This is a genomic window from Bradyrhizobium sp. 930_D9_N1_4, from assembly GCF_052076015.1.
Taxonomy (GTDB): Bacteria; Pseudomonadota; Alphaproteobacteria; order Rhizobiales; family Xanthobacteraceae; genus Bradyrhizobium.
In genome coordinates, this window is the sequence record NZ_CP197236.1 from 5161845 (window position 1) to 5174275 (window position 12431).

The 12431-nt window shown below is 63.9% G+C and carries 10 protein-coding genes; 1 reads left to right on the forward strand and 9 read right to left on the reverse strand.

The window, feature by feature from the left end; genetic code table 11:
* Positions 1-38: 38 nt before the first annotated feature.
* The 4 genes from AB7532_RS24630 to AB7532_RS24645 all read right to left on the reverse strand — a co-directional run bounded on the left by AB7532_RS24630 (position 39) and on the right by AB7532_RS24645 (position 4937).
* Positions 39-1322 (reverse strand): cystathionine gamma-synthase family protein, encoded by a 1284-nt coding sequence (locus tag AB7532_RS24630; RefSeq protein ID WP_441237280.1) that lies wholly within the window; start codon positions 1320-1322, stop codon positions 39-41.
* Between the two features lie 275 nt (positions 1323-1597).
* The gene (locus AB7532_RS24635) at positions 1598-2044 is read right to left on the reverse strand and encodes a c-type cytochrome (protein WP_441237281.1); all 447 of its coding nucleotides are present in this window, start codon (positions 2042-2044) and stop codon (positions 1598-1600) included.
* Positions 2045-2132: 88 nt separating this feature from the next.
* Positions 2133-4442: a xanthine dehydrogenase family protein molybdopterin-binding subunit gene (locus tag AB7532_RS24640; RefSeq protein WP_441237282.1), complete on the reverse strand. Its 2310-nt coding sequence runs from the start codon at positions 4440-4442 to the stop codon at positions 2133-2135.
* A 219-nt stretch (positions 4443-4661) separates the two neighbouring features.
* Positions 4662-4937 carry a DUF1127 domain-containing protein gene (locus AB7532_RS24645; RefSeq protein WP_441237283.1) on the reverse strand — a complete coding sequence of 92 codons (276 nt, stop codon included), beginning with the start codon at positions 4935-4937 and terminating at the stop codon, positions 4662-4664.
* 346 nt (positions 4938-5283) lie between these two features.
* Here AB7532_RS24645 and AB7532_RS24650 point away from each other — a divergent pair, with 346 nt between their 5' ends.
* A complete protein-coding gene (locus AB7532_RS24650; protein WP_441237284.1) occupies positions 5284-5784 on the forward strand; it encodes a hypothetical protein in 501 nt (166 codons plus the stop codon).
* Positions 5785-5802: 18 nt separating this feature from the next.
* On the opposite strand, the gene murJ is transcribed toward AB7532_RS24650, so the two are convergent.
* From murJ to AB7532_RS24675, 5 genes are all read right to left on the reverse strand, one after another.
* Positions 5803-7329 (reverse strand): murein biosynthesis integral membrane protein MurJ, encoded by a 1527-nt coding sequence (gene murJ, locus AB7532_RS24655; protein WP_441237285.1) that lies wholly within the window; start codon positions 7327-7329, stop codon positions 5803-5805.
* 188 nt (positions 7330-7517) lie between these two features.
* The gene (locus tag AB7532_RS24660) at positions 7518-8669 is read right to left on the reverse strand and encodes a DegT/DnrJ/EryC1/StrS family aminotransferase (protein WP_441239349.1); all 1152 of its coding nucleotides are present in this window, start codon (positions 8667-8669) and stop codon (positions 7518-7520) included.
* Between the two features lie 52 nt (positions 8670-8721).
* Positions 8722-9726 carry a Gfo/Idh/MocA family oxidoreductase gene (locus tag AB7532_RS24665; protein WP_441237286.1) on the reverse strand — a complete coding sequence of 335 codons (1005 nt, stop codon included), beginning with the start codon at positions 9724-9726 and terminating at the stop codon, positions 8722-8724.
* A gap of 183 nt (positions 9727-9909) precedes the next feature.
* Entirely contained in the window at positions 9910-11322 is a 1413-nt protein-coding gene (locus AB7532_RS24670) for a mannose-1-phosphate guanylyltransferase/mannose-6-phosphate isomerase (protein WP_441237287.1), read from the reverse strand.
* Positions 11323-11329: 7 nt separating this feature from the next.
* Entirely contained in the window at positions 11330-12319 is a 990-nt protein-coding gene (locus AB7532_RS24675; RefSeq protein ID WP_441237288.1) for an SDR family NAD(P)-dependent oxidoreductase, read from the reverse strand.
* Positions 12320-12431: the final 112 nt, after the last annotated feature.

Sequence of the window (12431 nt, forward strand, 5' to 3'; positions counted from 1 at the left end):
GCGGCTGCCTGCGCGGCCGCCCTTTTGCGCGACCGCGCTCAAGCCGCGTTCAGCGCCTGCGTGAGATCTGCGATCAGGTCCGACGGATTTTCGATGCCGATCGACAGCCGGATCGTTGAATCGAGGACGCCGATTTTTTGGCGGATGTCGGCGGGAACGCCGGAATGGGTCATCGTCGCAGGCAGGCTCGCAAGCGATTCCGTTCCACCGAGACTCACCGCCAGCTTGAGGATTTGCAGCGCGTTGAGGAATTTGACCGCGGCGTCCTTGCCACCGGCAATGTCGAACGAGAACGTCGAGCCCGCCCCCAGGCATTGCCGCGCGAACACGATGCCGGCCGGCGAACCCGGCTCGTGATGGCCGAGATAATGGACCTTCGCCACCTTGGGGTGATCACGCAAATAATCCGCGACGAGGCGGGCATTCGCATCGGCCTTTTCCATGCGCAGGCTCAGTGTCTCGAGCGACCGGTTGATCATCCAGCAGGAATGCGGATCGAGCTGGGTGCCGATGGCGCCGCGGAGCTGCTTGATGCCCTTCATGATGGCCTTCGCGCCGAGCGCGGCGCCCGCGATCAGGTCCGAATGCCCCCCGACATATTTGGTCAGCGAGTACAGGGAAATATCCGCGCCGTGCTCGATCGGTCGCTGAAACACCGGACCTAACAGCGTATTGTCGCAAGCAATGATCGGCGTATGGCCCTGCGCCTTTCCGATCGCGTCGGCGATACGCCGGATCATCGCGACATCAACGAGGCCGTTGGTCGGGTTTGCCGGGGTTTCGATCAGGATCATCGAGACCCGCCCCTTGCCCAGGGCCTCGTCCGAGGCCTGCTTCACCACGGCTTCGTCGACTCCATCGGCGAAGCCGACCGCGCCGATCGACAGACGCGCCAGCGTGTTGGTCAGCAGGGTTTCCGTCCCGCCATAGAGCGGCTGGGAATGCAGAATCACATCGCCGGGGCGAACGAAAGCCAGGATCGTGGTGGCGATCGCCGCCATGCCGGACGAGAACAGCGCACAGCTCTCGGCGCGCTCGTAGATCGCGAGCCTGTCCTCGACGATTTCGCTGTTGGGATGATTGAAGCGCGAATAGACCAGACCCGCACCCATGCCTTCCGGCGGCTCGCGCCGGCCGGCGACAAAATCGAAAAAGTCCTGCCCATCGTCGGCGGTCTTGAACACGAAGGTCGAGGTCAGGAACACCGGCGGCTTGATGGCGCCTTCCGACAGTTGCGGATCGTAGCCATAGGTCAGCATCAGCGTCTCCGGATGCAGCATATGGTTGCCGATGTGAGTCTTCGACGGAAACGGTTTTGCCATGGCGTGTCTCGCTGTTCTTGATTCATGTCTCGCGGCGCCGGAGCTCTCGCGACGATAAAGCAATCAGAAACGGACGCGACGGTTCCGACGGCTCATATCAACTCCGCCGCGGTCGGCATGAAGATAGCTGCTCCAGCGGCGATCCGTCAGGGCGTGCGAACCGAATTTCCAGACGTTGGCGCAACAAAAAAGGCGGCTGCTTTCGCAACCGCCTTTTCTCAACTCTGGTAGCCCGGATGGAGCGCAGCGCAATCCGGGCTACGAAAGCCTCCGCCTCAGCCGTTCTTCACGCGGAAGGTCTCGTGGCAGCCGCCACATTCCTTGCCGACGGCAGGGAAATTCGCCTTGAGCGAGTCGAGATCCTTGATCTTGCCCTTGGCCTCGCTAACGACCTTGGCGAAGCTTGCGATCTTGGCGTCGAAGCCGGCCTTGTCCTCCCAGACCTTCGGCGAGGTCGAGTAATCGCCCTCCGGCTTCATGCCCTTCGCGCTCGCCGGAAACAGGTTCGGCAGCTTCTTGGCGGTGTCCTCGAACTGCGCCAGCGCGGTATCCACCGTGGCCTGATCGTAGGGCTTCTCGCCCTTGACTATCGCCGCGACTGCGCCGGCGTTCTTGCCGTTGCCCTTCATGAGGGTCTGGACCTCCTTGACGGAGTCCTGTTGCGCCCAGACCGCGCCCATACCGAGCAGCAGCACTCCCCCGACAACCAAAACTCGCTTCATTCGCAAAATCCTTTTCGCTGAGACAGGATCGTGCCGACCCCACATTGGGGCCAACACCGGTTGGCCAATTTCATTCCCGGCAAGATTGTCACAGGCTGTGACGGCGGTGGTGCTCGTTGATGGCGATCCATACCCGCTCCGGGGTTGCCGGCATGTCGATGTGGTCGATCTTGTATTCGCGCCAGAGCCCGTCGACGATGGCGTTGACCACCGCCGGACAGGAGCCGATCGCACCGGCCTCGCCCGCGCCCTTCACGCCCAACGGATTGGTCGTGCAGGGAACGTTGGCGGTCTCGAACACGAAGGCCGGTCCATCAGCGGCGCGCGGCAGCGCATAGTCCATGAAGGTCGCGGTGATGAGCTGGCCATCGCCCGCGCCATAGACCACCTGCTCCATCAGCGCCTGGCCGATGCCCTGCATGGCCCCGCCATGCACCTGGCCCGCCAGCAGCAGCGGATTGAGCGTCTTGCCGAAATCGTCAACGATCACGTAGTTGACGATTTTGATGATGCCGGTGGCCGGATCGATCTCGACCTCCGCGACGTGGGTGCCGTTGGGATAGGTGCCGTCGGCACTGGCGAAGGTCGCGCTCGCATTCAGCTTCGACGGATCGGCGCCCGGGCGCTTGGCGAGATCGGCGAACGAGATCGAACGGTCGGTGCCGGCGATCCGCACGATGCCGTCGGTGATCTCGAGATCGCCGGCGCTGGCTTCCAGCGCCTGCGCCGCGATCCCCTTCAGCTTCTCGCCGAGCTCGCGCGTGGCGCGCTCGACACTGACACCGCCTGACGGAATCGACGCCGAGCCGCCGGTGCCGAGGCCGGTGGCAATCATGTCGGTATCGCCCTGGTGGACGTGCACGCGCTCGGGCGCGACGCCGAACTGCTCCGCGACGATCTGCGCGTAAGCCGTCTGGTGGCCCTGTCCGCTCGACTGCGTCCCGATCAGGACAGTGATGTCGCCATTGGGGTCCATCCGCACATTGGCGGTCTCTTCGCCCATGGTGCCGCAGACCTCGACATAACTCGCCAGCCCAATGCCGCGGATCAGGCCGTTCTTTTTGGCCGCCTTGGCGCGCTTTCCGAACTCCTTCCAGTCGCCGATCTCCATCGCGCGCTTGAGATGCGCGGCGAAATCGCCGGAATCGTAGACCTTGCCGGTCGCGGTCTTGTAGGGCAGCGCCTTCGGCTGGATGAAGTTCTTGCGACGCACCGCGTCCGGCGTCATGTCGAGTTTGCGCGCGCACGCGTCCACGAGCCGTTCGATCACGTAGGCAGCCTCGGGCCGCCCCGCGCCGCGATAGGCATCGACGGGCACGCTGTTGGTGAAGACGGTGCGCACGCGGCAGTGGAAGGCCTGGATGTCGTAGAGGCCCGGCAGCATGCCGGCGCCGCCATGCGGAATGTAGGGGCCGAAGGTCGACAGATACGCGCCCATGTCGCCCATCAGGTCGCAATCCATCGCGAGGAATTTGCCGTCTTCAGCCAGCGCCATCTTCGCGGTCGTGACGTTGTCGCGGCCCTGCGCGTCGCCCATGAAATGCTCGGTGCGGTCGGCCGCCCATTTCACCGCCTTCTTCAGCTGTCGCGCGGCGACGGCCAACAGGGCGTATTCCCGGTAGGGAAACAGCTTTGTGCCAAAACCGCCGCCGACGTCGGGGCAGATCACCCGCATCTTGTCGGTGGGGATATTGAGCACGTTCTGGCAGAGGATGTCGCGCAGGCGGTGGCTGCCCTGGCTGCCGACCGTCAGCGTCAGATGGTCTCGCTTGGCGTCGTATTCGCAAACCGCGGCGCGCGCTTCCATGAAGCTTGCGACCACGCGCGGATTGACGATGGAGATTTCAGCGACCGCATGTGCTTTCGCAAACGCAGCCTCGGTCGCCGCCTTGTCGCCGATCGAAACGTCGAACAGCACATTGCCAGCCTTGTCGGGCCACACCTGGGCTGCGCCTTTCTTCACGGCGTTGACGACGCCGGTCACCGAAGGCAGCGGGCTCCATTTGACATCGATCGCCTCGATCGCGTCGCGGGCCTGGTCGATGGTCTCGGCGACCACGAAGGCAACGGAATCGCCGACATGGCGCACCTCGTCCTTGGCAAGGATCGGATAGGGAGGTCCCTTGAACGGATCGGTCTCGAGATTGAACAGGCACGGCAGATCGCCGAGGTCCCCGACTTCGGCCGCGGTCAGAATCAACGCAACGCCGGGAAGCCCGCGGGCGCGGCTCGCATCGATGGTGAATTTGGCATGCGCGTGCGGCGAGCGCAGCATCAGGCAGCGCAGCGCGGCCTGCGGCGCGTAATCGTCGGTATAGCGGCCCTTGCCGCGGATGAGCGCGTCATCCTCCTTGCGCAGCACGCTTTGGCCAACGCCGAACTTGATGGGAGCCGCCATTTTCTTATCCCGTCCTATGGTTGTTTTGCCGGCATATTGCCGTGGAAAAAGTGGCAAGGCAAACGGGTTTAGGCCTGCCCATGCGTCGCAGGCCGGGGAACGGGACGCATTCCCGTCACCAAGGGTTGAACACTGCGCCTCGAATCGCGGCCTCATCTTGAAGAGCCCGCCAAAGGCGGGTGTCTCGAAGGATCGGCCGCACATTGGCAACCCGCCAAGCTACATCCAACCTCGGCCCGATAGATCCGCGGCGCGATTTCGCAGCGCATCGATAGCGCGCTCGGGCGTGAGGTAGTCGATCTCGCCGCGCGTCAAGCCGATATCCATCAGTTCTCTATCGTTCAGGTCCTGCAAGGAGCCGCGTGAGCGCAGGCTCCGCGCCTGAAACGCACGCCAAAATCGCTTGAGCAGGCTCAAGACAACGGAAAGGTCGAGGCCACGCCTTGCGGCGTCACCCTCAATCCCGGGTGAGATGTCAGCTATTTGAGGTGGCATCGTATGCTCCTGCTGTTGTGCCGGCAGGGAGCGTGGCCAAACAAAAGGCCCCGTCCGATGCCGGCGGGGCCTGATGGAAAAGATGTCGACGACGAAATCCTAGCGCGCGACTCCTTCCACGGCCCAGCCGAAGCGGGTCATGTGGTTGAAGTTGACTTTGCGCGAGCACTTGATCATGAGGTGCGAATAGCACGACATTCGCGCAAAATCAAGAGATGCGCGAAGGTCGGCTGCATCCTGGGGGCGAACTGCTCGCGCGCCGGCACTCTCCGAAGCTATGTGGACACGCCCCGAATTCTGCCCGAATGTTCACTTCCACTCGTGGAGATTGTAGTCCGGAGGCATCATGATCAGCTTTCGAATAATCGCTGCCAGCTTTGTCATTACGGTCAGCGCGCCCGCATCCGCCGATCCTCTCCTTCAGCGCCCAGTTTTGAGAATCATTCAGCCAATGCGGATAGCGTTGCCTGACTTTGTTACAGCCGATCCTTCGGAGACTGAACTCGCCCGTTCGCTCTCGCGGGTCATCGCTTCTGACCTCAAGCCAACCGGCGCCTTCGAACTGGTTGATCAGGTGGCGTTTCCCAGAAAGAATTTAAGCGTCGACTTGCCGCCTGAATTTTCCGATTGGCGCAGAGCCAGCACGCACGCATTGGTCGCCGGTCGTATCACCCGCCAACCCGATGACCGCATCAAGGTCGAGTTTCGGCTTTGGGATGTCTCCAGCGGCGCTTACCTTGCGGGCCAGCAGTACATCGGCGACCCCGGCGATATCAGCGGCATTGGCCACATGATTTCCGGCGACATCTACGAGCGCATCACGGACGAGAAACGTACTTTTGAATAGAGTTCTGCGCGTGCTCACCTACCCCCGCACCAGCGACACCAGCCAGCGCCGGCCGAACAGCAAGAGGATCGCGAGCGCGTAGACGAGCGTGCCTCCGACAGCCAACAGTGCCAGCGTCACTTCGTCCCGGAAGTGCATCGAGCCCAACACAGAACCGCCGAACCGCGCGATCAGCCAGAACGCGGCCGCCATGATGGTGCCGGTCAGCAGGAACTTGGCGAGCGACATCAGCCAGGCGCGGTCCAGCACGAGAAAGCCTCGCCGCACGGCGAAGAACAGCACCAGCAGCAGATTGGTCCAGACACCGATCGCCGTTGCCAACGCGAGGCCGACCTGGGCGAGCGATCCCATCAGGGCGACCTTCAGGGCGACGTTGACCGCGATGCCCGTCAGCGATGCGCGCACCGGCGTTGCGGTGTCCTTGCGCGCGTAGAAGGTCGCAACCGCGCTGCGGATCAGCACGAACGGGATCAAACCAATGGCATAGGCCGCGAGCGTGGCACCTGCGGCGGCGGCGTCGGCTTTCGAGAACGCGCCGCGGGCAAACAGCGCGCGCATGATCGCGTCGGGCACGGTGATGAAGGCGGCGACGAATGGGATCGAGAACAGCAGCGTGAAATCGAAGGCGCGGCGCTGCGCCTTCATCGCGCCGTCGTGGTCGTTCGCCGTGATCCGCCGCGACATCTCAGGCAACAGCACGGTGCCGATGGCGATGCCGATGACGCCGATTGGCAACTGGTTGAGGCGGTCGGCATAATACAGCGCGGACAGCGCGCCGGCGGGTAGGAAGGTCGCGATGATGGTGTCGGCGAACAGCGCGACCTGCGTGCCCATCGAGCCCAGCGTCGCCGGTCCCAACGCCCTAAAGAAGCCGCGCACGTCTTCGTCGAGCTTCAAGGGTGCAAAGCGCGGCAGGCCGCCATGGCGCGCGAGATCGCAGGCAAGCAGGAAATATTGCAGGAAGCCCGAGATCAGCACGCCCCAGGCGGCGGCATGGCCCGCGGTCGGAAACCAGACGGCAACCGCCAGCGTCATCATCATGGCAACGTTGAGAAAGATCGACGCGGCCGCGGCGCTGGCGAAGCGCTGCATCACGTTGAGCATGCCGCCATAGAGCGTCACCAGCGTGATCAGCAGCAGATAGGGAAAGGTGATCCGGGTCAGCTCGATCGCGAGCTTGCGCTGCTCGGCGTCCTCGCTGAAGCCGGGCGCGAGTAAGCTCATGGCCTGCGGCATGAACAGCCAGGCCACGATCAGCAGCACGATCTGCGAGGCCAGCAGCAGCGCGAAGATGCGGTCGGCGAACAATTTTGCGGCGCCCACCCCGCGCTCGCCATGAACGTGGGCGTAGGCCGGCACCCAGGCGGCGTTGAAGGCGCCCTCGGCGAAGATCGCGCGAAAATGATTGGGCAGCCGCAGCGCCACGAAAAAGGCGTCGGCCACGGGGCCGGCGCCAAGGATCGCCGCGAGCATGATGTCGCGGGCAAATCCCGTCAGCCGCGAGAGCAGCGTGTATCCGCCAACCGTGAAAATGCGTCCGAGCATGCGTCTGTTTTAGAGCATGGCGCGATTAGGTCTAGGTGCTAGCCGCGAGGAAGGTCTACTCCCTCTCCCGCTTGCGGGAGAGGGTTGGGGAGAGGGTGTCTCCGCAAAGGGACACTCCCCCAGAGGAAAGAACCCTCACCCGCGCCTTCGGCGCGACCTCTCCCGCAAGCGGGAGAGGTTAAACAAAATCAACCCGCGATCGCGCCGCGGACGGCGGCGATGATTCGCTCCTGGTCGGCTTCGGTCAAATAGGCGTGCATCGGCAGGCTGATGACGTCCTGCGACAGGCTCTCGCAGCCCGGCAGGCCGCCGTCGGCGACCGGATACTGCTTGTAGGCGGTCTGCTGGTGCATCGACTTGCCGTAATAGATCGCGGTCGGCACGCCCTGGGCCTTCAGCGCGGCAGCGAAGCCGTCGCGATCGGTGCCTTCAGGGAGACGGATCGTGTACTGCGCCCAGACCGAGGTATTGCCCGGCGCCAGACGCGGCACCGTGACAACGTTGGACAGGCCGCGCGCGTAGCGTTCCGCGACCTTGTTGCGCGCGGCGATCTCGTCGTCAAAGATCTTCAGCTTCTCGATCAGGATCGCGGCCTGCATGGTGTCGATGCGACCGGTCAGGCCGAGGCGGACGTTGTCGTATTTGTCGACGCCCTGCCCGTGCACGCGGATGCTGCGCAGCGTCGCGGCAAGCTCGTCGTCATCGGTGAAGATGGCGCCGCCGTCGCCGAAGCAGCCGAGCGGCTTTGCCGGGAAGAAGCTGGTCGTGGTGGCAAGCCCGAAGGTGCCGAGCTTGCGGCCCTTGTAGCTCGCGCCAAAGCCCTGCGCGGCGTCGTCGATCACGAACAGGCCTTCCGCGTTGGCGATCTCGGCGATCGCATCGTGGTCGGCGGGCTGCCCGAACAAATCGACCGGAATGATCGCAACCGGCTTCAGTCCGGCCTTGCGGGCGGCCGCGATGGCGCGCTTGAGCGACTCCGGGCTCATGTTGAAGGTGGTCTCGTCGACATCGACGTAAACGGGGGTCGCGCCCATCCGTGCCGCCGGCGACGCGGTCGCGATGAAGGTGAACGACGGACACAGCACGGCATCGCCGGGACCGACATTCCTCGCCATCAACACCATCAGAAGCGCATCGGTGCCGCTGGCGCAGCCGATCACGTGCTTGGCGCCGCTGTAAGCCGCGAGTTGCTTTTCGAGCTCGGCGACTTCAGGTCCGTTGACGAACTGGCAATGGTCGAGCACGCGCTTCACAGCGGCATCGAGGGAGTCGCCGAGCCGGCGACGCTGCGAGGCGACGTCGATGAAGGGAATGGGGTCGGAACGCAGATGCTGGTTCATGGCCTGGCTCTTGGCGCCTTGCTGATTTTGATCGGTCGACATGGGAAAGAAATCAGCCGGCAACGCGGCGCGGGCCCGAGCGGGCGGCAGCCTTGGCCGCGGGCCGCGACGGTGTTTCCAAACACTGCGTGGCGATCTCGAGGCTGGCGACGCCTTCGTCGCCTGTCACTGCCGGCGTCTCGCCGTTGCGCACGGCCTTGAGAAACGCAAGCAGCTCGGCGCGGAGCGGCTCGTCATGACCGACCGGCAGATGCCGCATCGAATAGCTACCGTCGGACTTGAAGCCGAAGCACTCGGTGACCTGACGCGTGAGCAGATCGCCCATCACGTATTTGCCGCGGGTCGCGACCGTGACGCTGCGCGCCTTGAACGGCGTCAGCCAGTTGGTGTTGATGTGCGCGAGCACGCCATTGGCGGTGCGGAACTGCAAGAGCGCGATGTCCTCGCGCTCGGCGATCGCGCTCGACAATTGCGGCTGCACTTCGACGATGTCGGATTCGGTGAACCAGCGGATCAGATCGATGTCGTGCACGGCGAGATCGATGACGACGCCGACATTGGACATGCGCGGCGGGAACGGGCCGACGCGCGTGATCGCGATCGACAGAATGTCCTCGCCCGCGATCGCCTGCTTGACGGCGGCGACGGCCGGATTGAAGCGCTCGACATGGCCGACCATCAGCGTGACGCCGGCCTTTTGCGCGGCGGCGACGATCTCGCGGCCCTCCGCGACGGTGGATGCGATCGGCTTCTCGACCAGCACGTGGATGTTCTTGGCGATGCAGGCCAGCGAGACCTCGTGATGCAGATGGGTCGGCGCCGCGATGGTGACGGCATCGACGCCCGCGGCGAACAACTGCTCGATGGTCTCGAAACCCTCGCAGCTCGCAAGCTCGGTGGTGCGGGCCAGGTGCGCCGGCGACGGATCGACCACGCCGACAAGGGTGACGCCGGGAAGACCGCTCAGCACGCGTGCGTGGTTGCTGCCCATCACGCCCGCGCCAATGACGCCGACGCGCAAGCCGGCCTTTGCCGGTGCAGACACTTTGGAACTCATCTGAGCAAACCCCGATTCAACGCAAATCCCCGGCCGCTTCTAGCACGGACGCCACATTTGTGGCGAATGCCGCCCCAACGGGCCGGACACGATTTGATTCAAAAAGTTACACGTTCCCCGGGCCTTAAGCCGCTGAAAGAGTGCGCTCTTTCAGCCCGGGTGACGTGATTCGGAGCCTGCTGGTTACGACCTTTGATAGTCGTCTTCAATCCGGATGATGTCGTCTTCCCCGAGATAGCTTCCAGTCTGGACCTCGATGAGTTCCAGCATGATCTTGCCGGGGTTCTCCATCCGGTGCACCGCGCCCATCGGAATGTAGATGGACTCGTTCTCGTGCACCGTCTTGACGGTCTCGTTGACGGTGACCCGGGCGGCGCCGCGAACCACGATCCAGTGCTCGGCGCGGTGATGATGCTTCTGCAGCGACAGGCGCCCGCCCGGCTTCACCACGATGCGCTTGACCTGATGGCGCTCGCCATTGTCCACGGACTGATAGCTGCCCCAGGGCCGATGCACCTTGAGATGCTCCTCGGTGACCTTCGGCGCGACCGCCTTCAGCTTCGTCACCAGGCGCTTGAGGCCGTTGGCATCCTTCTGGCGCGAGACCAGCACCGCGTCCGCGGTCGCGACCACGACGAGATCGTCGACGCCTTCGAGCGCGACCAGCGCGGAATCGGTGGTGACGTTGCAGTTGCGGGAGTCCTCGAACACGGCGGTGCCGTGCGATGCATTGCCTTGCGAGTCCTTGTCCGACAGCTCCCACACCGCGTGCCATGAGCCGACGTCGGACCAGCCGCAGGACACCGGCACGACGGCTGCGCGCGAGGTCTTCTCCATCACGGCATAGTCGATCGAGATCGCCTTCGCCGCAGCAAACGCTTCCGGCTCGAGCGTGACGAAGCCGAGATCGCGGCCGGCATTGGTGACGGCGTTGGAGATGGTCTCCACGCTCGAAGCATCAACCTTGCGGTATTCGTCGAGCAGGACGCTCGCCGGGAACATGAAGTTGCCGCTGTTCCAGAGATAGCCTGAACTGACATAGTCGGCGGCCTTCACCGCGTCGGGCTTCTCGACGAAGCGCGCGACCGCGTGCACCTCGCCGGAGATCACTTCGCCCGGGCTGATATAGCCGTATTCGGTCGCCGGCCGCTCCGGCTTGACGCCGAAGGTGACGATGCGCCCGGCGCTCGCGGCGGTGAGGCCCTCGCGGCAGGCGGCGACGAAGGCGGCGTTGTCCTGCACCACGTGGTCGGCGGCGAGCGCGAGCACGATCGCGTCACTGGCGCGGTTCTGCGCAAACACCGCGCCCGCGGCGATCGCAGGGCCGGAGTCACGGCGCATCGGCTCGAGGATGACGTCGGCCTCGATGCCGATCTCGGCGAGCTGCTCCAGCACCATGAAGCGGTAGGACGCGTTGGTGATGACGATCGGACGATCGAACAGCGAGGCATCGGAGACGCGCAGCAGCGTGTCCTGGAAGGTCGAGCGCGTGCCGAACAACGGCAGGAATTGCTTGGGGCGCACCTCGCGCGAAGCCGGCCACAGCCGCGTTCCGGCACCGCCGCACATGATCAGGGGGATAATGCGTTTGTCCATCGTCATTTCAAACCTTGAAGTAGTCCCGATACCAGGTGACAAAATTACGAACTCCGAGCGCGATCGGCGTTGACGGTGCAAAGCCGGTGTCGCGCATCAGATCCTCGACATCCGCGAACGTTTCCAAAACGTCTCCCGGCTGCATCGGCAGCAATTCTTTGATCGCCGTCCGACCCAGCTCCTGCTCCAGAAGTCCGACGACATGCATCAGCTCTTCCGGATGGTGGTTGCCGACATTGTAGACCTTAGACGGCGCATTTGCGGCAGCAGGGTCATCCGCGGGCACCAGATCAATGAGCTTTGATACGACACGGGTGACGTCGTCAATATAGGTGAAGTCGCGACGCATTTGGCCATGGTTAAAGAGCCGGATCGGCTTGTTCGCCATGATGGCGTTCACAAACAGAAACAGGGCCATGTCCGGCCGTCCCCACGGGCCGTAGATGGTGAAGAAGCGCAGGCCCGTCACCGGCAGGCGGTAGAGATGGCTGTAGGACTGCGCCATCACCTCGTTCGCCTTCTTGGTCGCGGCGTAGAAGCTCACGGGATGGTCGGTGCGGTCACCGACCGCAAATGGCAGTTTTGTGTTGGCGCCGTAAACGGAGGATGACGAGGCGTAGACGAGATGACGACAACCGTTGTTGCGGCAGCCTTCGAGCACGTTGAGAAAGCCCGCCAGATTGGAATCTGCGTAAGCCTGCGGCTGCTCGATCGAGTAGCGCACACCTGCCTGGGCCGCGAGATGCACGACTTTGGCAAATCGGTGTCGCGAAAACAGCGCAGCCATCGTCTCGCGATTGGCCAGATCGGCCTCGACGAAGGCGAAGCGGGAATCGTCCCCGAGCAGCGCCAGCCGCGCCCGTTTCAGCGCCGGATCGTAATAATCGTTGAGATTGTCGAGCCCGACGACCGGCCGGCCTTCGCCAAGGAGCTGCCGGGCGACGTGAAAACCGATGAACCCGGCGGCGCCCGTGACCAAAATCGCCTGATCCGTCATCCTGTTCCCAAGCGATCTGTTCCCGCGCGGCCCCCAAAAGCCGGCCCGCGGCGCTTCTTTAGCCGGTATCGAGGGGCGCGCAATAGGCCCATAACCGCCCGATAACTGCTAT

Bases quoted from the DNA above. Each gene is read 5' to 3' on its own strand.
- AB7532_RS24670 (WP_441237287.1), bottom strand. From the start codon at position 11,322: ATGGACAAACGCATTATCCCCCTGATCATGTGCGGCGGTGCCGGAACG.
- murJ (WP_441237285.1), bottom strand. From the start codon at position 7,329: ATGCTCGGACGCATTTTCACGGTTGGCGGATACACGCTGCTCTCGCGG.
- AB7532_RS24665 (WP_441237286.1), bottom strand. From the start codon at position 9,726: ATGAGTTCCAAAGTGTCTGCACCGGCAAAGGCCGGCTTGCGCGTCGGC.
- AB7532_RS24630 (WP_441237280.1), bottom strand. From the start codon at position 1,322: ATGGCAAAACCGTTTCCGTCGAAGACTCACATCGGCAACCATATGCTG.
- AB7532_RS24675 (WP_441237288.1), bottom strand. From the start codon at position 12,319: ATGACGGATCAGGCGATTTTGGTCACGGGCGCCGCCGGGTTCATCGGT.
- AB7532_RS24660 (WP_441239349.1), bottom strand. From the start codon at position 8,669: ATGAACCAGCATCTGCGTTCCGACCCCATTCCCTTCATCGACGTCGCC.
- AB7532_RS24650 (WP_441237284.1), top strand. From the start codon at position 5,284: ATGATCAGCTTTCGAATAATCGCTGCCAGCTTTGTCATTACGGTCAGC.
- AB7532_RS24640 (WP_441237282.1), bottom strand. From the start codon at position 4,442: ATGGCGGCTCCCATCAAGTTCGGCGTTGGCCAAAGCGTGCTGCGCAAG.
- AB7532_RS24645 (WP_441237283.1), bottom strand. From the start codon at position 4,937: ATGCCACCTCAAATAGCTGACATCTCACCCGGGATTGAGGGTGACGCC.
- AB7532_RS24635 (WP_441237281.1), bottom strand. From the start codon at position 2,044: ATGAAGCGAGTTTTGGTTGTCGGGGGAGTGCTGCTGCTCGGTATGGGC.